This window comes from Deinococcus budaensis, assembly GCF_014201885.1.
In the GTDB taxonomy this organism is placed as follows: Bacteria; Deinococcota; Deinococci; order Deinococcales; family Deinococcaceae; genus Deinococcus; species Deinococcus budaensis.
Genome location: NZ_JACHFN010000005.1, coordinates 172,066 through 196,716 on the forward strand (window position 1 = coordinate 172,066; position 24,651 = coordinate 196,716).

At 68.1% G+C, this 24,651-nt stretch carries 31 protein-coding genes and 1 pseudogene; 21 read left to right on the forward strand and 11 right to left on the reverse strand.

Annotated elements, in window-relative coordinates:
- Positions 1-19 precede the first annotated feature (19 nt).
- The gene (locus HNQ09_RS08445) at positions 20-1,390 is read left to right on the forward strand and encodes a replication initiator protein A (RefSeq protein WP_184027923.1); all 1,371 of its coding nucleotides are present in this window, start codon (positions 20-22) and stop codon (positions 1,388-1,390) included.
- Between the two features lie 577 nt (positions 1,391-1,967).
- On the opposite strand, the gene HNQ09_RS19325 is transcribed toward HNQ09_RS08445, so the two are convergent.
- Positions 1,968-2,060 carry a DUF2171 domain-containing protein gene (locus tag HNQ09_RS19325; protein ID WP_380003121.1) on the reverse strand — a complete coding sequence of 31 codons (93 nt, stop codon included), beginning with the start codon at positions 2,058-2,060 and terminating at the stop codon, positions 1,968-1,970.
- Positions 2,061-2,205: 145 nt separating this feature from the next.
- Between HNQ09_RS19325 and HNQ09_RS08450 the strand changes: the two genes are divergently transcribed.
- From HNQ09_RS08450 to merB, 13 genes are all read left to right on the forward strand, one after another.
- Positions 2,206-4,671, forward strand: a complete 2,466-nt coding sequence (locus HNQ09_RS08450; RefSeq protein ID WP_184027925.1) for a heavy metal translocating P-type ATPase — start codon at positions 2,206-2,208, stop codon at positions 4,669-4,671.
- Positions 4,672-4,686: 15 nt separating this feature from the next.
- Positions 4,687-4,917 (forward strand): glutaredoxin family protein, encoded by a 231-nt coding sequence (locus tag HNQ09_RS08455; protein ID WP_184027927.1) that lies wholly within the window; start codon positions 4,687-4,689, stop codon positions 4,915-4,917.
- 55 nt (positions 4,918-4,972) lie between these two features.
- Positions 4,973-5,503, forward strand: a complete 531-nt coding sequence (locus tag HNQ09_RS08460; RefSeq protein ID WP_343057684.1) for a signal peptidase II — start codon at positions 4,973-4,975, stop codon at positions 5,501-5,503.
- A complete protein-coding gene (locus HNQ09_RS08465) occupies positions 5,500-5,997 on the forward strand; it encodes a thioredoxin-like domain-containing protein (RefSeq protein ID WP_184027929.1) in 498 nt (165 codons plus the stop codon). Before HNQ09_RS08460 ends, HNQ09_RS08465 begins: the two co-directional genes overlap by 4 nt.
- The gene (locus tag HNQ09_RS08470) at positions 5,967-6,602 is read left to right on the forward strand and encodes a DUF305 domain-containing protein (RefSeq protein ID WP_184027931.1); all 636 of its coding nucleotides are present in this window, start codon (positions 5,967-5,969) and stop codon (positions 6,600-6,602) included. Before HNQ09_RS08465 ends, HNQ09_RS08470 begins: the two co-directional genes overlap by 31 nt.
- Positions 6,595-7,485, forward strand: coding sequence for a cation diffusion facilitator family transporter (locus HNQ09_RS08475; RefSeq protein WP_184027934.1), 891 nt, complete (start codon positions 6,595-6,597; stop codon positions 7,483-7,485). Before HNQ09_RS08470 ends, HNQ09_RS08475 begins: the two co-directional genes overlap by 8 nt.
- Positions 7,482-8,132 (forward strand): SCO family protein, encoded by a 651-nt coding sequence (locus HNQ09_RS08480; protein ID WP_184027936.1) that lies wholly within the window; start codon positions 7,482-7,484, stop codon positions 8,130-8,132. The genes HNQ09_RS08475 and HNQ09_RS08480 overlap by 4 nt, the downstream gene beginning before the upstream one ends.
- 35 nt (positions 8,133-8,167) lie before the next feature.
- Positions 8,168-8,530: an ArsR/SmtB family transcription factor gene (locus HNQ09_RS08485; RefSeq protein ID WP_184027938.1), complete on the forward strand. Its 363-nt coding sequence runs from the start codon at positions 8,168-8,170 to the stop codon at positions 8,528-8,530.
- Between the two features lie 143 nt (positions 8,531-8,673).
- Positions 8,674-10,272 (forward strand): apolipoprotein N-acyltransferase, encoded by a 1,599-nt coding sequence (lnt, locus tag HNQ09_RS08490; RefSeq protein WP_184027940.1) that lies wholly within the window; start codon positions 8,674-8,676, stop codon positions 10,270-10,272.
- A 39-nt stretch (positions 10,273-10,311) separates the two neighbouring features.
- Entirely contained in the window at positions 10,312-10,716 is a 405-nt protein-coding gene (locus HNQ09_RS08495; RefSeq protein ID WP_184027942.1) for a hypothetical protein, read from the forward strand.
- A gap of 529 nt (positions 10,717-11,245) precedes the next feature.
- Complete coding sequence (locus tag HNQ09_RS08500) at positions 11,246-11,665, forward strand: MerR family DNA-binding protein (RefSeq protein ID WP_184027944.1); 420 nt, start codon at positions 11,246-11,248, stop codon at positions 11,663-11,665.
- A 34-nt stretch (positions 11,666-11,699) separates the two neighbouring features.
- Positions 11,700-12,170 carry a putative iron-sulfur cluster-binding metallochaperone gene (locus tag HNQ09_RS08505; protein ID WP_184027946.1) on the forward strand — a complete coding sequence of 157 codons (471 nt, stop codon included), beginning with the start codon at positions 11,700-11,702 and terminating at the stop codon, positions 12,168-12,170.
- A gap of 92 nt (positions 12,171-12,262) precedes the next feature.
- The gene (gene merB / locus HNQ09_RS08510; protein WP_246363250.1) at positions 12,263-12,541 is read left to right on the forward strand and encodes an organomercurial lyase; all 279 of its coding nucleotides are present in this window, start codon (positions 12,263-12,265) and stop codon (positions 12,539-12,541) included.
- A 326-nt stretch (positions 12,542-12,867) separates the two neighbouring features.
- Here the strand turns inward: merB and HNQ09_RS08515 are convergent, their stop codons facing one another.
- Entirely contained in the window at positions 12,868-14,253 is a 1,386-nt protein-coding gene (locus tag HNQ09_RS08515; protein ID WP_184027950.1) for a TrkH family potassium uptake protein, read from the reverse strand.
- Between the two features lie 396 nt (positions 14,254-14,649).
- Entirely contained in the window at positions 14,650-15,297 is a 648-nt protein-coding gene (locus tag HNQ09_RS19140) for a VTT domain-containing protein (RefSeq protein WP_184027952.1), read from the reverse strand.
- A 498-nt stretch (positions 15,298-15,795) separates the two neighbouring features.
- On the opposite strand from HNQ09_RS19140, the gene HNQ09_RS08525 reads away from it, so the two are divergent.
- The 5 genes from HNQ09_RS08525 to HNQ09_RS08545 all read left to right on the forward strand — a co-directional run bounded on the left by HNQ09_RS08525 (position 15,796) and on the right by HNQ09_RS08545 (position 17,832).
- Positions 15,796-16,212: a hypothetical protein gene (locus HNQ09_RS08525; RefSeq protein ID WP_184027954.1), complete on the forward strand. Its 417-nt coding sequence runs from the start codon at positions 15,796-15,798 to the stop codon at positions 16,210-16,212.
- Between the two features lie 10 nt (positions 16,213-16,222).
- Positions 16,223-16,681 (forward strand): copper chaperone PCu(A)C, encoded by a 459-nt coding sequence (locus tag HNQ09_RS08530; RefSeq protein ID WP_184027955.1) that lies wholly within the window; start codon positions 16,223-16,225, stop codon positions 16,679-16,681.
- Between the two features lie 208 nt (positions 16,682-16,889).
- Positions 16,890-17,060 carry a hypothetical protein gene (locus HNQ09_RS08535; RefSeq protein WP_184027957.1) on the forward strand — a complete coding sequence of 57 codons (171 nt, stop codon included), beginning with the start codon at positions 16,890-16,892 and terminating at the stop codon, positions 17,058-17,060.
- Positions 17,057-17,422, forward strand: coding sequence for a CueP family metal-binding protein (locus tag HNQ09_RS08540; protein WP_184027961.1), 366 nt, complete (start codon positions 17,057-17,059; stop codon positions 17,420-17,422). Before HNQ09_RS08535 ends, HNQ09_RS08540 begins: the two co-directional genes overlap by 4 nt.
- Positions 17,423-17,502: 80 nt before the next feature.
- Positions 17,503-17,832 carry a YnfA family protein gene (locus tag HNQ09_RS08545; protein WP_184027963.1) on the forward strand — a complete coding sequence of 110 codons (330 nt, stop codon included), beginning with the start codon at positions 17,503-17,505 and terminating at the stop codon, positions 17,830-17,832.
- Between the two features lie 156 nt (positions 17,833-17,988).
- Here the strand turns inward: HNQ09_RS08545 and HNQ09_RS08550 are convergent, their stop codons facing one another.
- From HNQ09_RS08550 to HNQ09_RS08580, 7 genes and pseudogenes are all read right to left on the reverse strand, one after another.
- Entirely contained in the window at positions 17,989-18,372 is a 384-nt protein-coding gene (locus tag HNQ09_RS08550; RefSeq protein WP_184027965.1) for an ArsR/SmtB family transcription factor, read from the reverse strand.
- Positions 18,369-18,623, reverse strand: coding sequence for a glutaredoxin family protein (locus HNQ09_RS08555; protein ID WP_184027967.1), 255 nt, complete (start codon positions 18,621-18,623; stop codon positions 18,369-18,371). The genes HNQ09_RS08550 and HNQ09_RS08555 overlap by 4 nt, the downstream gene beginning before the upstream one ends.
- 42 nt (positions 18,624-18,665) lie before the next feature.
- A complete protein-coding gene (locus HNQ09_RS08560) occupies positions 18,666-19,295 on the reverse strand; it encodes a cation efflux transmembrane domain-containing protein (RefSeq protein ID WP_184027970.1) in 630 nt (209 codons plus the stop codon).
- Positions 19,296-19,675: 380 nt separating this feature from the next.
- A pseudogene (locus HNQ09_RS18850) lies at positions 19,676-19,810 on the reverse strand (hypothetical protein); the annotation flags it as partial.
- A 31-nt stretch (positions 19,811-19,841) separates the two neighbouring features.
- Positions 19,842-20,618, reverse strand: a complete 777-nt coding sequence (locus HNQ09_RS08570) for a DUF4386 family protein (RefSeq protein WP_184027973.1) — start codon at positions 20,616-20,618, stop codon at positions 19,842-19,844.
- On the reverse strand, positions 20,615-21,178 hold the full coding sequence (lspA, locus tag HNQ09_RS08575) for a signal peptidase II (RefSeq protein ID WP_221269713.1): 564 nt from the start codon (positions 21,176-21,178) through the stop codon (positions 20,615-20,617). Before lspA ends, HNQ09_RS08570 begins: the two co-directional genes overlap by 4 nt.
- A gap of 61 nt (positions 21,179-21,239) precedes the next feature.
- A complete protein-coding gene (locus HNQ09_RS08580; protein WP_184027975.1) occupies positions 21,240-21,842 on the reverse strand; it encodes a hypothetical protein in 603 nt (200 codons plus the stop codon).
- On the opposite strand from HNQ09_RS08580, the gene HNQ09_RS08585 reads away from it, so the two are divergent.
- Both HNQ09_RS08585 and HNQ09_RS08590 read left to right on the forward strand, forming a co-directional pair.
- On the forward strand, positions 21,841-22,650 hold the full coding sequence (locus HNQ09_RS08585) for a peptidase C39 family protein (RefSeq protein ID WP_246363229.1): 810 nt from the start codon (positions 21,841-21,843) through the stop codon (positions 22,648-22,650). The genes HNQ09_RS08580 and HNQ09_RS08585 overlap by 2 nt on opposite strands.
- Positions 22,651-22,827: 177 nt before the next feature.
- A complete protein-coding gene (locus HNQ09_RS08590; protein WP_184027978.1) occupies positions 22,828-23,319 on the forward strand; it encodes a TlpA family protein disulfide reductase in 492 nt (163 codons plus the stop codon).
- A gap of 271 nt (positions 23,320-23,590) precedes the next feature.
- On the opposite strand, the gene HNQ09_RS08595 is transcribed toward HNQ09_RS08590, so the two are convergent.
- Complete coding sequence (locus tag HNQ09_RS08595) at positions 23,591-24,352, reverse strand: LysM peptidoglycan-binding domain-containing M23 family metallopeptidase (protein ID WP_184027981.1); 762 nt, start codon at positions 24,350-24,352, stop codon at positions 23,591-23,593.
- Positions 24,353-24,651: the final 299 nt, after the last annotated feature.

The following is a 24,651-nucleotide window of genomic DNA, read 5'->3' on the forward strand; positions in this document are numbered from 1 at the left end:
TGACGGGAGGGAAGCGGACATGCTGAGGGGGCACGACGAGAAGAACGTCGCGTCCCTGATTTTCGTTCCAACTCAGGAACGCCTGCCCGGGGACATGTTGCGGCTCGAACGGATCGTGTTCCGCCCCAGCGGGCAGCCCGCCCGGATCGTCTGCGTCGGCGTGGCGGAGATCGGGCTCGCCCGCGGCAGCGACAACGATCTCCTGGTCGCCCTGATCAACACCTACATCGAGGCGGGGTGCCCGGCGGACGGGGTCATCACCACCACGGCGTACGCGCTGCTCAAGCTGGCCGGCCTGGACACCGGCGGTCAGCACTACCAGGCGCTGGGGCAGGGCCTGGAGAGGATGCTGCACACCACCTACCACGTGACGGACGGGTGGTTCGACGTGCGGGAGAAGCGGTATACCACCGTGTCCTTTCGCATCATCGACAACCTGAGCCGCACCCACGGCGAGCCCGAAAAAGGCCGCATCCGACTCGACCGTCGCTCGGCGTTGCGGATCCGGCTGAACGAGGAGATCACCAAGAGTATCAACGCCGGGTACATCAAGCCGCTGAACCTCACGGTCTACCAGCATCTGCCCTCGGTCGGGTCGCGGGCGCTCTACCGCCTGCTGGATGTGTACCTCGACGAGGCCGCACAGCGGGGCGACTCGAAACCGTACCGGGTGGTCGTCCCGATGATGGCCCTGGCGGAAAGCTGCGGCCTGCTGGGGCGCCGGACCGACCATGTGCGCAAGTCGCTGGAGAGCATGCACGCCCCCCTCCTGGGCATCGGGTACCTGGGGGGGGTGGACTTCATCGGGCGGGGCAGCAAGACCACCGTGCAGTACACCTACGGTGAGGCCAGTTCTCCCATCAACCCGGAGCACGTGGCGCGGCTGACCCGGTACGGGGTGCACCGCGGTGTGGCCGAGAAGTACGTCCGCAACCTGGGTGACGACGTGCTTCCGGTGGTGGAGAAGTTCGAGGAGCGTCGGCGAACAGGGGAGAAGATCAACAACGAGGGCGGGTACCTCTCCAAACTGCTGAAGGAGGCCGCCTCCATCGTCGAGGAGGCCCGGGTCGGGGCCCTGAGGGCGCAGGAGGTGCAGCGCACCCGCAAGGCCGCCCAGGGGGCTCAGGGCAAGGCGGAGGCCGAGCAACACCAGCTCTTCGAGGCCCAGCGCCGGAGCGTCCTGGAAGCCGATCCGGAGGAGGCCCTGGAGTTCGTGCTGTCTCCCTTCAAGGCCAAGCAGCTCGAGCGCCGGGGGCTCAGCTTGCAGGAACTGGATCAGGTGCGGTCTCGGGTCCTGGAGGGTAGGGTCACCGCCCCCGAGCTGGACGCCGCGGTGAACCGGGCCCTGATGTCGCCCGAAGGCCTGGAGGCGCTTCGGCAGCTGCTGTGAGGCGGACCGGGCCCGGGGCAGAGCGCGACATGCCTCTGCCTCTTCTGGTTTGCCTCCCTCGCTGTCCGTCCTGTGTTCCCCACCGGAAGCTGGTGGAACCACCCTGTTCTCTGCGGCGACAGACGCGCTGAAACCCTGGAGACCGGAGTATCGGGTAACTTCGGGAGTTTGACGGCCCCAGCTCTCGGGTAACTTCGGGAAGATCCCCGGTTTTTGCCCTCCAGAACGTCAAGCGGGTCCTCCAATGGTCGCTTTCGGGTAACTTCGGGAGTTCAGGTAACGGACTATCGGGTAATTTCGGGGGTTTGGGAACCGGACCATCGGGTAACTTCGGGGAAAGCTATCGGGTAACTTCGGGGGTTTGGGAACCGGACCATCGGGTAACTTCGGGGGAAACCATCGGGTAACTTCGGGGAAACTATCGGGTAACTTCGGGGGAAAACCCAAAAAAAGCTGTTCTGGCGGGCAAAAAAGCCGTCCCTATGATGATGTCATCAATCTTTTTAAGATCTTCCAAAAAAGAAAAAACATCAATCAGCAGAGCCGGTTTGTTCAGGATAAGGATCACCGCAAGCGCTCAGCAAGGAGTCGTCCTGATCAACCTGATGTGGTCGCCGTCTCCCCGGTCCACCTCACCGCGCTGGTGCCCGTCCGCACAAAAGACTGGCATAGCTCCTGAATCTGCTTGCCCCTCGTCATAGGTCCGCCTGCCTGGGTCTGCCCCTGCTCCCGGTCTCCCCGGCAGCCTGACAGCCCACGCGAGGTTCCTCTACTTCGTGTTCACGTGTGAACATCCATTCAGGTATAGTGCGGGCATGACCTCCCCGGACCGGAGCACGCCGCGCTCCCACCTCGAATACTTCGTGGACGGGATGGACTGCGCGAGCTGCGTCCAGAACGTCGAACGCATGATCGAACGCCTGCCTGGCGCAGGCGGCGTGAAAACCAGTTTCAACCGGCAGACCCTCGCCCTGGAACTGGACGAGGCCCAGACGCCCCGGACGAGGCTGGAGGAAAACCTGCGGGCCCTGGGGTACGCGCCCAGCCCCCTGCGGCAGGCGGCCGCTCCCCCTGCGGCTGCCCCGGCCCAGCTCGACTATTTCGTGGAGGGGATGGACTGCGCGAGCTGCGTTCAGACGGTCGAACGGATGGTCGCCACCTTGCCGGGGACCGGGGACGTCAAGACCAGCTTCAACAAGCAGACCCTGGCCCTCTCGCTCGACGAGGCACAGACCCCCCGGACCCTCCTGGAAGGCCACCTCCAGGCGCTGGGGTACACCCCCTCGCTGCTGGGCGGGGTGCCCGCACCCGGCCCGGGCCCGGCCCACGACCACACTGACCCCGTGGGGCCCAGCCATGTTCATGACACCCCGAAGCCGGGCCAGCCCTGGTACGCGACCGGGCAGGGCAAGCTCGTCGTGACCTCCGGCGTGCTGCTCATCCTGGCCTGGGTGCTGAGCTTCACTCTCCCTCCGTTCGCCACCTGGGGCTTTATCGCCGCGACCCTGCTGGGGGTATGGCCACTGGCGAAGAAGGCACTTGCCAGTGCGCGCTTCGGCGACCCCTTCAGCATCAACATGCTGGTGAGCCTGGCGGCCATCGGCGCCGTCCTGATCGGGGAGGCGGCGGAGGGCGCAGTCGTCGTCTTTTTCTTCGCGGTCGGGGAACTGCTCGAAGGCATCGCCGCTGGGCGGGCCCGTGCGGGCATTCAGGCGTTGGCAGCCCTGGCGCCCAAGACCGCCCTGCTGGTCGAGGGTGGGGAAAGGCGCGAGGTTCCCGCCGACGCCCTCGCGGTCGGGCAGACGGTCCAGGTCAATCCCGGCGCCCGCGTTCCTGCGGACGGCACCATTCTCACCGGCACCTCCAGTCTCGACGACAGTCCCGTCACCGGCGAGAGCGTCCCCGTCGTGAAAAGCGCCGGGAACACGGTGTACGCGGGCAGCATCAACACCGACGGCGTGCTCACCGTGCGGGTGGACAAGGCCGCCTCAGACAACACCATCGCCCGGATCATCCACCTGGTCGAGGAGGCCGAAGGCAGCAAGGCCCCGACGGCGCGCTTTATCGACCGGTTCAGCCGGTACTACACCCCCGGCGTGGTCGCGGTGTCCGCCCTGGTGGCGCTGGTCCCGCCGCTGTTCTTCGGAGCCGAGTGGTCCCCCTGGCTTTACAAGGGCATCAGCCTCCTGCTGATCGGCTGCCCCTGCGCCCTGGTCCTGAGCGTTCCGGCTGCAATCACCAGCGGCATCAGCGCCGGAACCCGCCGGGGTCTGCTGATCAAGGGCGGCGCGGCGCTGGAGAGCATCGGCAGCGTGAAGACCATCGCGTTTGACAAGACTGGGACCTTGACGGCCGGGAAGCCGCGCGTGACCGATGTGGTGGGGCAGGACCGCAACGAGGTGCTGCGCCTCGCCGCCGCGGTGGAATCGGGCAGCAGCCATCCGCTGGCGAAGGCCATCACGGACGCCGCGAAGCAGGCGAACCTGACCCTGCCCGCCGCCGAGAACGCTCAGGCCATCCCCGGCAAGGCCGTCACCGCCACCGTGGAGGGCCGAACGTTGAGTGTCAGCTCCCCTCGGCACGCGGCAACCCTCGCCGCCCTCTCCCCTGAACTGGGCGCGAGCATCGAGGCTTTCGAGAAACAGGGACGTACCGCCGTGGTGCTGCTGGACGGTCAGGCGCCCCTGGGGGTGATCGCCATCCGGGACGAGCCGCGTGCCGACGCCCGGGAGGCGGTCGCTCAGCTCCATGCTCTCGGCGTGAACACGGTGATGCTCACCGGAGACAACGCCCGCACGGGCCGGGCGATCGCCGGGGACCTGGGCATGGACGTGCAGGCGGAGCTGCTGCCCGAGGACAAGCTGCGGGTCATCGCGGACCTGAAGGCGCGGGGCGGCGTGGCGATGGTGGGCGACGGGATCAATGATGCTCCCGCCCTGGCCCAGAGTGACGTGGGCATCGCGATGGGCGGTGGCACCGATGTGGCGCTGGAGACGGCGGACGCAGCCCTGCTGCAGGAGCGGGTCATGGGCGTGACCGACCTCGTCCGCCTCTCGCGGGCGACGATGGGAAACATCAAGGTCAACATCGCCTTCGCGCTGGGGCTCAAGGCCATCTTCCTGGTGACCACCCTGCTGGGGTATACCAACCTGTGGATGGCGATCCTGGCCGACACGGGAGCGACGGCCCTGGTGACGGCCAATGCCCTGCGCCTGCTGCGCTGGAAGGGCAGCGCTGCTCCCCGCACGGTCACGCCCGCCCCGACCCCCAGCCGGGCCTGAGCTGTGGCAGAAATCATGCTCTCCACCGTCCCGAACGGCCAGGCTCTCCGGCGGCTCCTGACCCAGCGCAGCGCCACTGTCACGACGAAGAACGTGCGGGGGGATCCGGAGGCCCTGGCCGAGAAGCAGGCCCAAGCAGATGTCCGCACCGCCCCGGTCACGTTGATCGGTGAGCAGGCCTGTTCAGGCTCCTTCGACGGGCCGCGTCCCCGGATGCTCGCCGCTCGGCCAGCGGTGCGTCCTTGAGTTCCTGCCTCCTGACCCTGCCGCGGCTCGGCGTGCCGCTCTCCAGGGGGGCCTGGTGAGGCGGCGTCTCTGGCCCCTGGCGGCGTTGATCGGTCTGCTGGCGCTCGAGAGTCTGCTCAAGGCCTGGGCCGTCCAGCACCTGACGCCCGGCGTGGACCGCCCCCTGTTGCCCGGCCTGCTGCACCTGGATTTCACGCTCAATCCTGGGATGGCCTGGGGGATGCTCGGCACCTTCACGGCTCCTCTGGCGATCCTGCGCCTCACGGTGGGCCTGGTCATCGTGGCCGCCCTGCTCTCCGGCCGCCTGCCCCCTGACCGCCGGTGGCCGCTGGCGCTGATCGCGGCGGGTGCCCTCGGCAACGCCGTGGATGGCCTGGCACGGGGGGCGGTGGTCGACTACCTCACCTCACCGGTGCTGGACGCCGTCTCCAGGGCGCTGAGTGGTGGGCGCTTCCCGGTCTTCAACCTGTCGGACGTGCTGGTGTGCAGCGGTACCCTCTGGCTGCTGCTGCACGCCTGGCGGACGGAACGCCGGTCTGGACATTCGGCCTCTGCCGCGCGTGCTACCTCCAAGGAGAACCCATGAAACGACTGATCCTGCTGACCCTGCCCGCCTTGCTCGCCGCCTGCACCCAGGGGGGTGACATCGAGGGCGTCAAGACCTTCAAGAACGAGGGCGGCGCCCACCAGCCGGGGCGCGTGGCGTACGAACAAAGCCCCCCGGCCGGTGGTCCCCACAATCCTGCCTGGCAGAACTGCGGGGTGTATGACCGGCCGCTGTACGACGAGTACGCCGTCCATAGCCTGGAACACGGCGCGGTGTGGCTCAGCTACAAGCAGGACCTGCCCACCAGCCAGGTGCTGCAACTCAAGGAGGTGGTGGCCGGGCGGACGTACACGCTGCTCTCTCCGCATGAGACCCAGACTGCACCCTTGGTCCTGACCGCCTGGAACGCGCAACTGGAAGTGCAGGACGTCACGGACCCGCGGGTGCAGAAGTTCCTCCAGAAGTACGAGCAGGGCGGGGAAGCCCCGGAGATCGGTGCTTCATGCAGCGGCGCCTACAGCGGCACGGTCTGAGTAGGGTGGCGGCGGGAGCCAGCCTGGCCGCCGCGGTCCTGCTCGGGGGAACGCTGGCGGCCCTCTGGCCCGACACGCCGGGTGAGGCCAGCGCGGAGGTCACCTTCGCCCGCGACATGAGCGCGCACCATGCTCAGGCTGTCGATATGAGCGTCACCCTGTTTCAGCGGGCGGCGGACCCGGCCGTCAAGCTGATCGCCCAGGACATCCTGCTCACGCAGCAGGCCCAGATCGGGCAAATGAGCGGCTGGCTGATGGCCTGGGGGCGGCCGCTGGCGGGCCGGGAGGCCCCGATGGCGGGCATGGACCGCCAGGCGATGGGGTTGGCTTCCGAGCAGGAGGCACGGGAGCTGGCCTACCTGCCCGTAAAGGAAACCGAGACCCGCTACCTCACCTTGATGCGCCGCCACCACCAGGGGGGCGTGGACATGGCGAAGTTGGCCCTGAACACCGTCAAGCGGCCGGAAGTGCGCGCGTTTGCGCAGCGGGTGGTGACGGCGCAGACCTCGGAGATCGGGGCCATTGATGCCTTGCTGGCCGCCCGGGGCGCGAACCCGCCGTCCGCTCAGTCCGAGCCGGAGATGGACGGGATGCACCATGAGTGAGCACAACCACAGCCACGGCGAGAATGCGAACGCCCGGCAACTGGGGATCGCGTTGGCCCTGACCGGCAGCTTCCTGATTGTCGAGGTCATCTACGGCTTCCTCTCCGGGAGCCTGGCGCTGCTCTCGGACGCCGGGCACATGCTCACGGACGTGATGGCGCTGGCCCTCTCCCTGTTTGCCATCCGCATCGGGCAGCGGGCGGCCGACCGCCGCCGCACCTTCGGCTACCGCCGCGCGGAGATCCTGGCCGCCGCCGTGAATGCCGGGGCGCTCTTTGCCATCGGCCTGTACATCCTCTTCGAGGCCTACCAGAGGCTGCGCGAGCCGGTCGACGTGCAGACCACGCCCATGCTGAGCGTGGCGGTGCTGGGCCTGCTGGTGAACGTGATCAGCGCCCGCGTCCTGGTGGGGGGCAGCGGAAGCAGCCTGAACATGAAGTCGGCGTACCTGGAGGTCATGGGCGACCTGCTGGGCTCGGTGGCCGTCATCGCCGGGGCCCTGATCATCCGCTTCACGGGGCTGACCTGGGTGGACCCGGTGCTGGGCGCGTTGATCGGGCTGTGGGTATTGCCGCGCACCTGGACGCTGCTGAAAGCCAGCGTGAACGTGCTGATGGAGGGCGTGCCGGAGGGAGTCGACCTGGACGCCCTGCGCGCGGAGTTGGCCGCGCTGCCGGGCGTGACGGAGGTGCACGACCTGCACGTCTGGAGCGTGACCAGCGGGGAGCATACCCTCACCGCACACCTGGTGGCGGCGGCGCCCGGAGGCGCCCTTCTCGCGCAGGTCCACCAGGTGGCCGAACGGTACGGCCTGGAGCACAGCACCGTGCAACTTGAACCGCCGGGCACCCATGCCGGGCAGGAAGGACACCTGCATCCATGAATGACGCTTCCCTGCCCACCTCCCCGTCCGCGCGGCGCCCCGTGTGGACCTCGGTGCTGTGGGCCATCCTGGCCGTCGGCCTGGTCCTCGGCGGGGCGTGGGCCTACGCCCGGATCAAAAGCCCCTACCCGTTCTACGGCACGGTGTTCAATGTAGAAACCACCTCCCCCGGATTGACCGGCACCGGGGAGGACGGCCAGCCGTTCGCCCTGAGTGCCCTGCGCGGGCAGACGGTGGCCGTGTTTTTCGGCTTCCTGCACTGTCCGAACATCTGTCCGACCACCCTGGCCGCTCTGGAGCAGGTCCGGCAGACGCTTCCGGAGAAGGATCGGGCCAAGTTCCGCACGGTGCTCGTGACCCTCGATCCCGCGCGGGACGACGTCGACAAGCTGCGCGAGTACGTCAGGTTCTTCAGCCCTTCGGCCAAAGGCGTCTTTATCCCGGAGCCTGCGCTGGCGGACACCGCCGCCGCCTGGGGTGTGGGATACCAGAAATCAGACGTGAAGAACGCGGCGACCTACCAGGTCGACCACACCACCGGGGTGTACCTGGTCGACCGCGAGGGGCGGCGGCGGGTGGTCTGGGACTCGACGCAACTCACGCGGGTCGACCGGGTGGCGGCGGACGTGCGGGAGGTGATGCGGTGACGGTCCTGGGCGCCCCGCTGCGCTATGGTCAGGACATGAGAACCGCTTCTCAAGACGACGTGTGCGAGATTCCCTGCGTCCACCCTGAGGCGGTCGCCCGTGTGCGCGCCGCCTTGCCTGACACGGGAGGGGTGGAGGACGCCACCGCGCTGCTCAAAGTCATCGCGGATCCGACCCGCTTCCGTATCCTGACCGCTCTGAACGTGGAGGAGCTGTGCGTGTGCGACCTGGCGGCGGTGGTGGGCATCAGCGAGAGCGCGGTGAGCCACCAGTTGCGCCTGCTGCGCGCCCACCGGCTGGTCACCTTCCGCAAGGAGGGGCGCATCGCCTACTACCGCCTGCTCGACCAGCACATCAATGGGCTCATCGATAGCGCGGTGGATCACGTGCGCGAATGAGGTCTGCCCGGGTCGCGCTCGCCGGGCCGCCCAGCCGGGGCGGCGGGTCGTTCGTGAGCGGGCGCCGCTGGCAGGGTGGCCTGTGACGCACGTCCTCCCCCGGGCCCTGGTCACTGAGCACGCCGGGAGCGCTCCAGAAACCCATGACCCACAGGCACAGGACGCCTGACCGGGCAGTGCCGGAGCACCTTCCCGCGGGAGCAGGTCCGCCCCCTTGGCTACCGGCTGAAAAGGATCATCTGGCCGCCGGTCCCCGGCAACGCGGGCTCGGTCCACCTCTGGCCGGTGTCCTGCTGTGCTTGCTGGCCGGTGTGGGGCTGGCTTTCACCTTTCCGCCCTCGCCGTTGGGTTGGCTCGCGCCTGTGCCCCTGGCCTGGCTGTTCCGGGCCGCGTCGACGCGGCCGCCGGGCCAGGCCTTCACGCTGACCTTCGCCTTCGCTGCTGGTTTTTTCGGCGCGCTGCTGCTGTGGCTGCCGGGCAGCCTGACCCCCCTGTTCGGGCCCGGTGTGGGGGCGCTGTATCCGGCCCTGGTGGGGGGGCTGGCCCTCCTGTGGGCCGGGACGGTGGCCCTCACCCGCCAGGTACTGGGTCCGGCCACCCTCTGGGCCCTGCCGTTTGCCTGGGTGCTGCTGGACACCGCGCGTGGCCTGGGTCCCTTTGGGTTTACATGGGGCAGTCTGGGATATGCCTTCGCCTCCACCCCGCTCGTCCAGCTCGCCGACCTGGGCGGCCTCTCGCTGGTGGGGCTGCTCGTGACGCTCACGGCGGCGGCCCTGGCGGACCGGCGCCCACGCGTCCTGCTGGGCGTGGCGGCGCTGCTGCTCCTGGGCGCCCTGTACGGACTCACCCGGCCGCCGGACGCGCCGGGCACCCAGTGGGCCCTGCTGGTGCAGGGCAACGTCGATCCACGGGCCAAGGTCCAGGGGCGCACGGCGGACGAGCTTGGGCGCTATCTGGACCTGACGCGGGCGGGCCTGGCGGCGGATCCGGCGCAGTTGGTGGTGTGGCCCGAGACAGCTGCCCCAGCCGCGCCCACCTCCCCGGAGCTGGCCCGCGCGCTGACGGCCCTGAACGTGCCGCTGCTGCTGGGCGCGCCCACCGAGCAGGGAGGGTACCGCAACAGCGTGTACGCCTTTGCGGGGGGCGAGGTCCGCGGGCGGCAGGACAAGGTGCGGTTGGTGCCGTTCGGGGAATACTTCCCGGGCCGCTCTCAGCTGGACGGTGCCTACCGGACGGTATTCCGCGCGCTGGGGCTGCCCGCCCTGACCGGGACGGTTCCCGGCCGCCGCCTGAGCCCGCTGCCGGTCGGGAACGTCCTGGTGGGTGCGCTGATCTGTTACGAGTCGACCTTCCCGGCCTTCGCCCGCGCTCAGGTGCGGCGCGGTGCGCGGGTCCTGGCTGTGGTGTCGAACGACGCCTGGTTCGGGCCGTCGGTGGGCGCTGAGCAGCACTTCCAGATGGGGCGCGTGCGGGCCATCGAGACGCGCCGCTGGGTGCTGCGGGCGGGCAACGACGGGGTCACGGCGGCGGTCGCGCCCTCCGGGCGGGTCACGGCCCGGCTGCCGCGGGCGGTCGCGGGGGCGCTGCCCGTCTCCTTCGCGCAGGCCGGGGCCATCACGCCGTATGTCCGCTGGGGGGAGTGGGTCACGGCGCTGAGTGCGCTGGTGCTGCTTGGGCTGTGGCTCAGCGTGCGGGAAGGGTGTTTCCAGGTTTCCAAAACGCGGGAACAGGGGCCAGGCTGAAGACGACAGGCGGTGGCTTTGGGCCACCAGCAGCCGGTGTTGCCTCAGCGGCTCCTCGGGCGGGACATCTTCGACGTGCTTGCCCCGCTGGGCTTCCTCGACGTGTCCTTCACGTCGCCGCTCGGGCGGCGGCTGCGGCGGCGGGACCCGGTGATCGGGACTGACCTGCGCCGTCTGGCTCGGGCGGGCCGGTTGCGACTGACGCCGCGTGTCCAGGAGGCAAGCGGGTTCCGGCCGAACTACAGCTGGTTGGACATTCCCTTGCTGGATGACCGAGGCCATCCGGTCCACGAGGGCGGGGTGACGGGCGTGCCGGGGGTTTCCTTCCTGGGTCTGCCCTGGCAGCGCACGCGGGGATCAGCCCTGCTGGGCGGAGTCGGGCGAGACGCCGAGGTGATCGTGCGGCGGGAGACCGATCGGCTGCGCGGACGGTCGGCAGTCTGAAGAACTAGGCGGGAGGGCAAGCGGGTGCCGGGTCCGCTTCAGCATGGGCTGCGACACGGAGCAGCCCTTGGTGTATACCAATGTCGCGGAATCTCTTCTTGGGGCAACGAGACAGATCAGGTCACTGCGCGAAGGTTTCCGTTTTGCGGGACGCCTCAGGCGTAGGTCACCCAACCTCGGAAGGTGAACCCGGCATAGAACAGGCTGACCCCTGAGCACCCATCGTCCCGCAGAACGGCTTCGTCCTGCGCCGGCGTGAGATGCAAGTGCGCGTTAACCGCCGCACGGGCATTTGCTGCCTTCTGAAGCTCGACACCAGAAGACACCAGGAAGGCGGCGTAGCGTGACGGCCACATGTGTCTCGCTCGCCCTCACCCTTCGGCAGGCTGAAGTGGGCCACCACGAACGGTGCACCAGGCTTGAGGCGACGATGGACTTCGGCTACGGTCTGTCGCCGTTCTGCCTGGGTCAGAATATGCTTGGGACAGCATGTCACTATGCCCGCCCAGGGATCATTCAGGATCAGGGCATGGCGGACCTCTCTGACATGCCCATCGGTCAACTCGCTGCCTCGACCGGCGAGAGCGTCAAGGCGCTGCGCTACTGGACCGACTTCGGCCTGCTGACGGTGGAGCGCCGACCCAGCGGCTACCGGCACTACCCGCCCGAGGCCACCGACCAGGTCCGCTTCATTCGCTCCGCGCAGGCCGCCGGATTCACCCTCGACGAGATCCGCCGCATTCTTGCGGCTCGACAGGACGGCCAGAAGCCCTGCGCGCACGTCAAGGCCGATCTCGACGCGCACCTGGAAACGGTGCGGGCGCAGATCGCGCACCTCCAGGCCCTCGAAGCGCAGTTGCAGGCCAAGGTGACGTGGGCGGAGGAGCATCCCGACCTGGCCTGCGATTCCGCGGGATGCATCTACCTGGAGGACACGCCCAGGGCTTGACTCTCCCGTGGGCGGGAGACTTTAGCTTCTGAGCATGACCACCGCCCCTGATTGCTGCGCTCCGACCACACCGGTCGCGGCGACCACCTGTTCCACCTGTGGCACCACGGGCAGGGCGGTGAAACTCGTCACCCTCAAGGCCCTGCTGACCCCGGCCGCGCTCGCCACCCTCGATTCCAGCGAGGCATACCGCTTCTGCCCCGACATCGCCTGCGACGTGGTGTACTTCAGCCCCTCCCGGACTTACCGGCAGGCGGACGTGAAGGTGCCCGTCTTCCAGAAGGACGGGCGCGGCAGCACGCCCGCCTGTTACTGCTTCGGCCACACTCGGACGGACCTGGAGCAGGCCACCCGGGAGGGACGTGCCGAAGTGATCCCCCAGTCGATCCAGACGCACATCCAGGCCGGACGCTGCGGGTGCGAGGTGAACAACCCCCAGGGAAGCTGCTGCCTGGGCAACGTGAACCGCACCCTGGCCGCCCTGCGGGAGGCCAGCCATGCCTGAGACCGCGCCGGTTCACCCTCACCTGACCGCGCTATTGGACTGCCGCGAGGGCCGGGCACCGGGCACCCGAAACGGTCCTGCGCGAGTTCATTCTGTTCACGCCCACGCCGCACGTGGTGCACACGGCAGGTGGCGTCCGCATCTTCACGCGGTGCGCCCTCGACACCCTGCTCGCCGCGTGGATTCTGAACGGGAACATCGACATCGCCACTACGCCCCCCGGCGAGGCGCAGCCCCTCCACCTCACCGTCCGCGACGGGCACCTCCAGGCACCGCCCGACGCCGTGCTCGCCGTCCCCACCCAGCCTGATGTTCAAAAGGCAGAAGGTATTCACCGCAGCTTCCTTCCCTACGCGCCCGTCTGGAGGTGAAACGGTGATCGGTGCTCAGATCGGGCTGGATAGCCCTGTGTTTCACCCCGTCCCCAGCCCTTGATCGACGTGAGCGCGGGCACTGTCAGGGTGCGGAAGTGACTTGCAGCGCGCGTTGTAACGCCAAAGGTGGGAAGTCGCCTCGTTTGACCGGGAGGTCAACCGGAAAAGACTCAGCCCGATTGTCGCCTGCCTGACTCTTCCAGCGCCCGGCTGCTGCTTGGGGCCAGCAGCAAGAGCGGAGATGGCCTGGAGAGCGGGAGGAACTGTGCGGGAGCACCGCAGCGGCTCCCTCCCTTCACGTCTGCCGCTGCCACGCCCTGTGTCTACCCCACCAGAATGTCGCGTTCGACTGGGTAGTCGATGCCGTGACGCTGTTGCCGCCGCAGGTTGAAGGCCACCACAAAGGTCACCGGCCCGATGCGGCCCAGGTACATCAGGACCGTTAAGATGACCAGCCCCGGGTCGTTGATCCGGGGCGTGGTGTTCATACTCAGTCCCACTGTTGCGGCGGCGCTGACCGTCTCGAACAAGAGGTCAGTAAACCCCAGTTTGGGATTGGTGGCGAGCAGTGCGAAGAAGGCCGCGGCCACCAGCAGCGCGTAGAGCGTCGTCACTGTCCCGGCCCTCACGACGTTCTCGGACTCTATTCGGCGCCGAAAGGCGATCAACTCTCCACGTCCAGACACCATGTTCCACGCGCTGCCCACCAGGATGGCGAAGGTACTGGTCTTGATGCCGCCCCCGGTGCTGCCGCTGTTCGCGCCGATGAACATCAGGGCGATCATCAGAAACAGAGTCGCGCTCGTGAGGCCGCTGATATCCACGGTAGCGAACCCACCGGAGCGGGGGGTCACGCTCTGAAAAAACGCCGCAATCAGCTTTCCTGACGGGCTCAGGGTCCCCAGCGTCCGGCTGTTGTTCCACTCCAGCGCCAGGATCAGGACGGTCCCCATGAGCAGCAGGAACCCCGTGGTCAGCAGGGTCAGCTTGCTGTAGACCAGCAGGCGGTGACGACGGCCCCGCGTCAGGTGAAGGAGGGCATTGAGCTGCACCAGGAACCCCAGGCCGCCCAGGATGATCAGGACGCTGATGGTCAGGCTGACCAGCGGGTCCTGAGCGTAGGGCACCATGCCGCCCGGCAAGACGACGAAGCCGGCATTGTTGTACGCGCTCACCGCGTGGAAGAACGCCTGGTACAGACCCTCACCCCACCCGAACTGCGGCACGAACCGGAAGGCGAGCAGCACGGTCCCCGTCGCCTGCGCGACCAGGGTGTACAGGAAAATCGTGCGGATCAGCGCCAGCACCCCGCCAGCGTCAAGGGCATTGATTTGCTGCGCAAGGTGTTGTCGTTCCCTGAAGTTCACCCGGCGGCCCGTCATCAGGGCAAACAGCGTCCCGAAGGTCAGGATGCCGAGGCCGCCGATTTGCGCGAGCAGGAGAATCGACCATTGCCCCAGCCGTGTGAACGCCTCGCCGGTGTCAGCCACGACGAGGCCTGTGATGCAGATGGCGCTGGTGGCCGTGAACAGAAGGTCGACCGTGTTCAGCGCTGCCCCAGCGGTCGTCATTCCGGGCAGGAGCAGGAGGGCCGTACCCAGCCCGATCCCTACGAAGTACACCAGAGCGATCAGTTGAGGGGGCGACAGTCGGGCAAGCAGGCGACGCCGGGAACGACCGGAAAGGTCCGATAGGCGTAGGCCACGCATAGGCACAGGCTATCCAAGATACCGTGACGGGGGCGCTGAACTCGGCAAGCTTCAAATCCGGGGAACCTTGCCTGACGCTCTTGCCATTCACGGTTACGCCGTGCAGCGCCTCCCAAGACAGGTTGAATGCCCACAGGCTGGGACCGGGCCCAGGGCCAGGCGGAACGGGCCGAAGAGACTGCTTTCTTCGGGAGCATCTCCACCACCGCAAGAATGAACACGCGCGGCTTCGTGGACGGAGACGATATTCAATAGGCCGTGGGAGAGACCCTTCAGGGATAAAACTTGAGAAGGGGAACGGCGATCAGCCGCTTTCGTCCCAACGAAAGAGTTGGTGCCGCAGGCATGGATGAAGCCTTCGACACAGACGGTAGAGGGGCGGGTACCCGTCACGGGTCAGCGAACCTCAGACCCCTCTTCCGGTGACCGCCACCCCAGCCAGTGGCTGACCAGCCAGAAGACGGCAGCGGTGGAGGCCAGGACCAGCGCCACCCAGCCCGTCCCGAGTCCACTCGCCGTTGCCCCCGCCCAGGCGTACATCAAGTTGAATGGCAGCGCGCCCAGCGTGGCTGCCAGGATGAGCTGCCGCCAGCGCAGGGAAGACGCGCCTGCCAGTACGGCCACCGTCTCGGCCAGCAGGGGCACCGGGCGCGTGACGACGATGGCGAGCGGTCCCCAGCGGCGGAGCACCGCCTCGCTGCGGGAACGTGCGCTGGGGGGTACCAGTCGGTCCAGCAGCGGCCCGCCGCGCCGACCGAGGGCAAAGGCCAGCAGCGCGGCCCCTACGCTGCCGACGAGGGAGAGCAGGGTCCCCAGGGCGACGCCGTACAGCGCCCCGTGCGCCACCATCACCACGCTGGAGGGCACAGGCAGCAGCACGTCCGTCGCGAGCAGCGCCACTCCCGCTAGGCCTGCCGCCGCACCCCCGCGGCGCAAGAAGGGCAAGGGGTCCGTCAGCAGCGGCACACCCAGCGCCTCAAAGGCGACGAACAGCACCAGGAAGACCGTGACGAGCGCGCCCACGACCGCCCAGTACCGTTTCACCGCCCATCCCGCCGCAGAAGGGCAGGCGGCACCAGCTGCCACCGGCTGTTCAAGGGTCGCAGGTCGTCGCAGGTGCTCCGCTGCGTCATGTCGCCAGCGCCAAGAGTGCAACATGGGTGGGAAGTGGTCACGGCCTTTTGCTCCTCATTTCACGGTGGTCAGGATAAGCGGTCTGCCGCTGGGCATCACGCCGGGACGGAAGGCTTAGCAAAGCGGTGTGGCTTGGCCGCGGTGGGGTGCATCAGCGGAAGTGCCGTGAGTCACCCGTCGCATCTCGTGTGCGCTCACCGGCTGGTGACCTTCCATAACGAAGGGAACGTCAACATCCTGATCCTCGGCGCCATGCACCACGCCCACGAATCAACGCGCCCCCCAGACTGGTCGTGTTCTTCCTGTCCTGGGCGTTTGCGGGGACGCCCGGCTCCTGTTCAAAACTCAACTGAAAGTTTGCTCATATGTCAGGACAACCGCCCTGTCCTGGGTGGCTAGCATGGCCCGGTGCCCCACCCCGCCCTGCCTGTTCTCAGTCTGCTTGCCCTCGTCGGTGTAGGCACCTACGCGGCGACGGAGCTGCGCTGGCGTTCACCGGCCTACTGCATCGAACGCCGTGGGCAGCTGTGGAACGGTGAGGCCGGAGTGCTTCCCACGGCTTACCGCCCGCAGTGCCCGGCGTCTGCTTCCTACCGCGCAGAGGTCCGGCGCGGCGAGACGCGGGTCGAACAGTACGTCACCTCCGGCTGGCGCCCGGACGAACTCGCGGCGCAGTTCAAAGCTCAGGGGTTTCGTGAGCTCGACGCCGAGCTGATCAACCCCGGACTGTACGAGGCCATCCTCGAGAAGGCCAGTGGCAAGGTCTATTACCTCGCCACCCGCCAGGGTGACACCACTGAGGTCACCATCAATGGTGCGCGCTAAAGGAGGACCCATGAACCACCCGCGACGCTTCCTCGCCGCGGCCCTGCTGCTCGCGTCCCTGGGGGCCTGCGCGCCCAAGCAGGACCCCGGCGGGGCCAACACCGCCCCGCCGCTGACCACCTCCACTGGCGTCCGCATTGAGGGCGCGGAACTGCGCGAGGGCCTGCCGGGCGGGGAGGACGGCGTGCTGTACCTCACCCTCACGAACACGGGCGAGACCGAGGTCAAACTGCTGGGCGGGCGCACCCCCGTCGCCCAGGAGATCGTGCCCATGCGGGACCACAGTGCGGGTGGAACCCTGGCGCCCACCCTCGCGCCTGGCGAGGAGCTGGCGTTCAAGCCGGGCGGCAATCACCTGATGCTGATGGACCTGAAGCGGCCCCCGGAGGTCGGCGAAAAGATCGACGTCACCCTGAATTTTGCGCCGGGCGGCGAGGTCACTCTGAACGTCCCGGTCAACCCGTACTGATCCAGACGCTCGTGCACGGAACAGCGGGGGAGGACAGTCCTGGCCCCGGCACAGAGCTCTTTCAGAATGAAGGCCCCGGCCACCGCCCCGGTGGAGACAGAGACCTGGGGCACCGACAACTCCCTCACGGCACTGAGACGGAAAGGCCGTGCTGAGCGAAATGCGGCCTTAACACAGCGCCGCTCCCTTGACCCCGGAGGCAACGGATATGCACCAGACCCGCCCGATGATCCTCACTGGCCTGCTCCTGGGCACCTTCGCGTTCGCGCAACAGCCCGGTCGTGTGCCCAGCCCCGCGCTCCTCAAGGGCGTCAGCCCCCAGCAGGCCCTGAAGCTCGCCAACACCTGGCGGGCCCAGGGGGGCTGCAAAGCCACGTGACCCCTGAGGCCATCCATTTCACCTTCCCGGATAGCCAGAAGAGGGCCGTCGCCCTGCCCAAAGGCCGGATGGTGGTCGCCATCTCGCCCTACATCACCCGGACCCACCCCTGCAAGACGCACTTCACCTCGGGCTGTCAGGGCGAGCTGGTTCACACTCCGGTCAAGGTGCACATCACCCGGATGGGCAAAACCGTGCTGCGAAAGACGGTGAGAACGCTCGACAATGGCTTTCTGGAGCTGTGGCTTGGCCGCGGCCAGCAGTACAACGTCACGCTGACCGCCGAGGGCAAGATCACCCGGGGAAAGTTGACTACCCTGCCGGGCAGTGACACCCGCGTCACCTCCCTCCAGCTGCGCTGAGCGCCCAGGTCCAAGTCACCCCAACCCTCTGGACGTCCGCTCATCCGTGCAATGGAGCGCCAGTCCCGTAAGCTCGCCCCATGTGGCGTTCCGTGCTCCTGTTCGTGCTGGCCGCCCTCGCCGAGATCGGGGGCGGCTACCTGGTCTGGCTGTGGTTGCGCGAGGGGCGCCCCTGGTGGGTCGGACTGGTCGGCGCCCTCGTCCTCGTCTTGTACGGTGTGCTGCCCACCCTACAACCCCAGAGTTTCGACTTCGCCCGCACCTATGCAGCTTACGGGGGCCTGTTCATCGTCTTCTCCCTGCTCTGGGGCCGGGTCGTTGAGGGACGGGTGCCCGACGTACCGAGCCTGTGGGGCGCCGCCCTCGCTTTGGTGGGCGCCCTGGTCATCGCCTACTGGCCCCGGGCATGACGGCCGTCCATCATCCTGCGGTCCAGTGACCTGGCGACCCTCAGAGCGGCACCACCAGAAGGGCGGCAAACATTCCCGTTCAGTCCGTGAAGGTCCTCCTGCGGAGGTGACCACTTTGGGTCTGCCCAGGCGGGCTGGGCTTTCCCCAGGGTCGACCTACATGGCCTTGGCGTGCGCCAGCATGTCCGCGATCAGTCGCGTCACGTGATCGTTCGCCAACCGGTAATACGCGATCCGCCCCACCTTCTTGAACGTCACCAACCCCAGTGCGCGCAGGTGGCGCAGCTGGTGGCTCATGGTCGACTCGTTGATGCCCGCGATCACCGCCAGGTCGCACACGCACAGGTCCTCCAAGGCCAGTGCGGAAAGAATGCGCAGGCGGGTAGGGTCAGACACCACCTTGGTCAGGTTGGTGGCACGCTCGATCAGCGCGTCGTCGGGCAAAGCCGCCTCCACCCGGGCCACCGCCTCCGGGTGGACGCAATGGACCTCGCAGTCGGCTACGCGGTTGGGCTTTGCATCAGGTGCGGTCGTGGTCATACTCCATTCTCCCGCAGGGCGGCCTCCAGCAAGGGGCGCTGGTCCTCGAAGGTGCCGAAGAAGCCCTGCTCGCCGATCATGGTTACCGGCGCGATGCGCACGTTCGCCCGGGCCTGCATCTCTGCCAGGGTCGCCGGGTCCTCCCGGACGTTCTTCTCGGTAAAGAGCACCCCGCGCTTGATCAGGAAGCGCTTGACCGCCTCGCACGACGAGCAGTTCGGGACGGTGTAGACGGTGACGGGCAGGGGCATGGGACACCTCGGAAAGAAAGGAGCATGGCGGGCGTGTCCGGCTCAACCCGCCGACCGGGCATGTTCCGCAGCCTCGGCCGCTTCAGAAAGGATCTCGCGGCCTCCGTTGGCCGCGATGGCCGACACGACCAGGCCGAGAATCAGGTCCGGCAGGTTCGAATCCAACCAGAGCACCAGCGCCCCCGACAGCACGATTGCCAGGTTCACGATCGAGTCGTTGCTGGTGAAGATGGCCGACGCCTTGAAGTTGACGTCCTCGCCCCTGTGGCGCTTCAAGAGGTGCAGGCAGACCAGGTTCAGCGCCGCGTTGACGGCGGCCATGGCCATCATCGCGGGGCCGACAGGCTCTTCACCACCGAAGAACCGGCGCAGCACCTCCACGAACAGCAGCACCGCGAGGCCGATCAGGAGCCAGCCGGACAGGCGGGCGGCGCGCACCTTGATGGTGGCGGCGCGGCCAACCGCGTAGAGGCTGACGCCGTAGACCGACGCATCGGCCAGGTTGTCGAGGGCCGCGCCGATCAGGGCCGTGGAGGACGCCCAGACGCCGACACCCGCGCCCGCCAGGGATTGCCCGAGGTTGATCAGGAGGACCAGCCACAGGATCCGGCGGTCAGCCGCCTGGCTGGCGTCGAGGTGGTGTGCGTCGTCGTCTGTCCGGGAGTCGCTCATGGGAGTTCACCTTTCTGAGGGCAAGCGCTGATGGTGAAGGCGCTGTGGGTTCCGAAGGTCATGCCTGTAGCGTGGAGGAGGTTCGTGCTTGTTCGTTGCTGCGCACGCGAGAGCCACGGTGGGCAACCGCTCACGCGCCGAGCTTGAAACGCAGCAGGCGCAGGGCGTTGGCGGTCATGAGCACGGTGGCACCGGTGAGCAGGACGTCGCGTCCCTTGCCCGTCTGGTACCAGGGCAGTTCCACTCGGGCAGGCCGGGGAGGGGCCGCCGGAGTGGCCACCACGTCCTCCTGCAATTCCGGCGGGCACCCGGTGGAGCCGCAGGGTCTGTTCGAGCTGTGTCCGGGGTGTCCGTGCCTCGTCCAGCGTCAGCCTCAGCGTCTGGGGAGTGATGTTGACCTCGGGCTCCCGCACGCCGGGAAGGCGGGTGACGACGCCCTGTACCTTGTGGGCGCAGTCCCTGCACTCCACGAAGGAGCGCACTGGCGTACCTGGGGCGGAGACGGCACCCATCATGCTTTATGGTATCTGTACAGTTATACAGACATCAACCGTGGTGGTGAGACCCTGGGCCGTCAGGGGTGCTCAGGCCCGACCCACGAGTCCCCAAACCACGCAGCAGCGCCGTGCCCAGCCCCAGGTACGCCAGGCTCTGCACGGGCGCGAGCAAGGGTTCGAGGTCCGCGACACCGAGCGGTTTGGTGGCGATCACGACGCCCGCGAGCACCGCCGTCACCAGGAACCAGGCACCCAAGATGGTGTTTTGCCGCAGGCGCAACAGCAGTCCTCCACTCAACGCCAGCCACACGCCGAGCAGCAGGTCCGACCCCAGGCGGAGGTGTAAGGCCAGGTCGCCGACCATCCGGCCCATCACCTGTACCGCGTCCCGGGCCTGCCCGGAGGCGTCCATGTAGCCCTGGGCCAACACAGGCGACGCGGCGGCCAGGACCAGCGGCGCGGCCAGGCCGAAGATCACCCCGCCAACACCGGCCATGGCAGCGACCCGGGAGACTCCCCCTGCTCCATGCCGGAGGCGGTCGTGCAGCGCCAACGGTGCGGGCAGCAGCGCAAAAGTGGAGAGCAGCGTCAACCACCACAGGCCGGTGTAAGCGCGGGCATGCTCGGCCACCCAAGGCAGCAGCCGCGCCTGATCGTCGAACATCTCAACGTCCAGCCCAGCCTGGGCCAGGACGCCGTACACGTACATCAGGGAGAGCAGGAACAGGGCGCCCGCCAGCAGCGCACCCGCTCCCCCCAGCCGGGCGAGCGCTGCGTCCGGCGCAGCCTCTTTCCCAGCAGGCTGAGAAGCTGGCGACGGCATCACGCGCGCTGTGTCCCGTGTCCTGCCAGGCGCGTCCGGCGCTCCTGCACCCAGGTGTTCAGCAGCAACAGCAGCACTCCCCCGACCACCCAGACGTCCGCGAGGTTGAAGATGGGAAAGTCCCTCTGGCCGAGGGTGCGGGTCACCAAGGACAGGGCAGGCGAGGCGAGCATGTCGGTCACGCGCCCATGGCTCAAGCCGTCGATGGCGTTGCCGAGGGCACCACCGGCAATCAGGCTGAGGCTGACCGCTTGAGCGGTCGGAGGCGTGCGCCACAGGAAGAAGACGATCAGGCCCAGCCCCGCCACCCCGCGCACCAGCGCGAGCGGCAGCGCCGAGCCGGAAAAGAGGCTCCACGCTGCGCCGGTGTTGTAGGTGAGGGTCAGGTCAAGGACGCCGGGGAGCCAGGACCGCACTTCACCGGGCAGTTCCGTGCGCGCCCAGCTTTTCAGGGCGAGATCAAGGACGACACACAAAGTGGTCAGGGCGAGAAGGCCGAGGGGAGGCACAGACCCTACTTTACGTGTTGAACTTGAAAGCTGTACAGCTATCCAGATATTCAGTTACATGTCTCCGAGCACGACCAGAAGGGAGCAGTGCCTGGGAGCGCGCCGCGGCACCCGGTCAGAAGTTTTCTTCCGCAGGGCCGGCCCTGCGCTGATACTCCTCCGTCCAGTCGTTGCTGAGGGAGAACTGCTGAACTTCCAGTTTGCCGAACGGGACAGTGTTCACGTCCAGCTGCACGCCGCTCCGCATGTCCAGGTTCAGCGCGTCCCGGTCAACCCACACCGTGTCCAGAATCGCGTGCTGGCTTTTGAGCGCTTCCACTTCCCGGCCGTCCCCTTCCCGGTACGGCGGACGAAAGGACGCCTGGGTGTAGGCAGGCGGCCCATACTGTAGCGTGAGCGCGGACCGCATCGTCCGGTAGACGGCCAGGATACGGTCTGCCGGGGGCGTCACCCGCAGGTCCACCGCGACCAGGCGGCCCAGCAGGTCGTACTTGAGGGTGGCCCGCGCCGGGTGCCCAGCGACGGTGCCCGCGTAGACGGCGTCCCCGTAGGCGGCCTGACGGGTGAACCGCCACCCCAGGCGTGTCAGGGTGGGGTGGGCTTCGCTGCGGTCCGCGCCCCAGTGCAGGTCCGCGAAGCGGTGGGGGATAGCCTGGGCGGGGCCCAAGGCGGCCAATAGCAGCGTAGCCGTGAGCAGGGCCAGCAGCCTTCTTCGCATGAAACCACTCTACCCACTCACGGTTGAGGTGCGGGTGCGCCGTCAGGGTGGCCCCTGGACCCGATACTTCAGTTTTGGCGAGTGGCGGGCGTCCGGTCTGCGGGCCAGCCCACGGGTCACGCGCACCCCGGACGGCACGGTCAACACCGACACGCTGACGCTGCCCTTCCGCGCCGACGCCTTTCAGTACCGCGTCACCGCCGGGGCGGGCCTGCAGGTGCGGCTGCTGTCGTTCAACACCTCCGACACGGCCCTGCGATTCCGCGACCAGGGCGCCGCAGGTCAGGCCGCCGCGTGGAACCGGGTGCTGAACGTGCCGGGCCTGTCCCAGATGATCTATCCGGACGGCGGACCCGTCTGGTGCAGCCCGACCAGTGTCAGCATGCTGCTGGGCTTCTGGAAGAACCCCGTGCGCGTCCCGGACGCCGCGAAAGCCACCTTCGATGCCGTCTACCAGGGCTTTGGAAACTGGCCTTTCAACACGGCGTATGCGGGCACCCAGGGCCTCCAGGCCTTCGTCACGCGGATGGGCAGCCTGCGGGACGCGGAGGCTTACCTGGGGCAGGGCCTGCCGCTGGCCGTCAGCGTGCGGTTTGGGGCCGGTGAACTGCCTGGGGGTCCGCTGACGTGGTCGGACGGTCACGTGATGGTCCTCACCGGGTTCGATGCCCAGGGCAATCCGGTCGTCAACGACCCGGCCGCTCCCAGCGACGCGAAGGTGAAACGCACCTACCCCCGCGCCACGTTCGAGCGGTTGTGGCTGAACCACGCGGGCGGAATGGCGTACGTGACCGCCCCGGCGCCCTGAACTCGCGGCGCGGCGAACGGTCGCGGGACGCCCGCCCGGGGCGCGCGAGGCGGACAGGTGGTGCGCGACGGGTCCGGTCCCCGGCAACCCGACTGCCGCCTCCCACTCGCGAGGACGCTCCGCTGGCGCAGACGTGACCGGCTATGCTGAAGAGACGCAGCCCCATGTGGAGGACCTATGAAGCGTGTGCTTGTCTTGCTGGCCCTGCTCTGCCTCGCGCTGTTCTCGCCCGCCTCGGCGGGGGGTGGATCGGGCGCTCTGCGGCGTCCCGCGCCGAACTTCACCCTGACCGATCTGGGCGGTGAGCGGGTCAGCTTGGCGGACCTGCGCGGCGAGGCGGTGATCGTGCAGTTCGGTGATCTGGGCTGTGGCGTCTGCCGTGAGAACGACCGCCTGCTGCGGCAGTACCAGTTCGAGTACCTGAGTCACGGGCTGGTGGTCGTCAGCCTGTACGGGCAGGCCACACTCGGTGAAGTGCAGCGGTATGACGCGGAGTTCACCTTCAGCACCCTCACGGGGCTGGATCCGGGGCAGGCGATCGCCCGCCAGTATCAGGCCTTGCCCATCCCCACGACGGTCTTCATCGACCGCGACGGGTTCATCCGGGACGTGCACCGGGGGCGCCTCAGCGAGGAGGAACTGCTGCGGTGGCTGCAACGTTTCCTCTGACCCCTCAGCCACTGACACGGGACGGGAGGCCGAATTCCAGGCACCACGCAGTATCGGCGGACGGCAGAGCCGCTCCGGGAGGAGCGCCGGGGTGGCGATCAGCCCCGCGAGACGTGCGCCCTCCGGGGAAGGGGATCAGGAAGTCGGCCTGGAATGGGTTGGACCCTTGACAGGTTGACGTCGTCTCCAGCCCGCCCTCGGCCCCATCCAGGGGCCAGAGGCTGCCCGCGTGAGGTGAAACGCCGGGAGCGTCCGCCGCACCGTTGCGGCCCTACGGCACGCTGGAGGGATCGACCGCTTGACCCCGGCGGTACAGGCGGTAGTCGACATGGGCCCCCGTGCTGTTGCCGGTGCTGCCGACCCGGGCGATCACGTCGCCCGCCCCCACGCGCGCTCCGACCCGGACGAGGTTGGCGCTGTTGTGGCTGTAGCGTGTCCTCAGTCCGCTCCCGTGGTCGAGCACGACGGTCCAGCCCCACCCGCTCCGGCGGTCGAAGTAGGACTCCACGACGCTCCCGGCAAAGGCAGCGCGGATGGGCGTCCCGGTGGGGGCGGCGAGGTCGAGCCCTGGGTGAGTCGCCTGGTAGGGCGTGGTGACCCGGCCCTGGACCGGTAGCGCGGCGTTGACCCGGATGGAGGCCGCGCGGACGACCGTGGTGGTGCCGGTGCGGGCTGTGGCCGGAGCAGGCAGCGTGACGCGTTGCCCGACCCGGAGGGGAAGGCGGGGATTCAGACCCCGGTTGACCCCCAGCAGGGCACCCAGCGTGGTGCCGCTCCGCAGCGCGATCAGCGACAGGGTGTCGCCCTGGCGGACCGTCCAGGTCCGGCCTGCCGCGGCGGGCAGGCGCAGGCCCGTCCCCACCCGCAGGCGGTCTGCGTTCACTCTGGGGTTGGCACGCTGGAGAGCCTGCACCGTCGTGCCGTGCCGCACCGCGATGCGGGTGAGGGTGTCGCCGGGCTTCACCTGGACGGTCGTGGCGGCAGCGAGGCTGAACATCATCAGCGTCAGCGCGGCGGACAGGTAAGTACGCATGAACGAGCGGCAAGGTAGCAATATTCGCTAAAGATTGGATGAATGAACAATCATGCAGCTGATTTCGCTGTGCAGCCGGGTGGTTCGTGAGCGGACGCGGCTCAGCAGACGCCAGCCAACGGGAGGCCGGTCCTGCTGCGCGTCGCGATGTTCAGCGCTGTGCTCGCCGCCTAGCGCCTCCGGGAGAGACGGGCTCCGTCGGTGACCCTGGGCGACGGGACATCTCATGCTGAAGGCTGTCGATCAGGGTGCACAATTGCAAACTCACTCCTGCTCTGCATGATTCGTTTGCCTGCCGC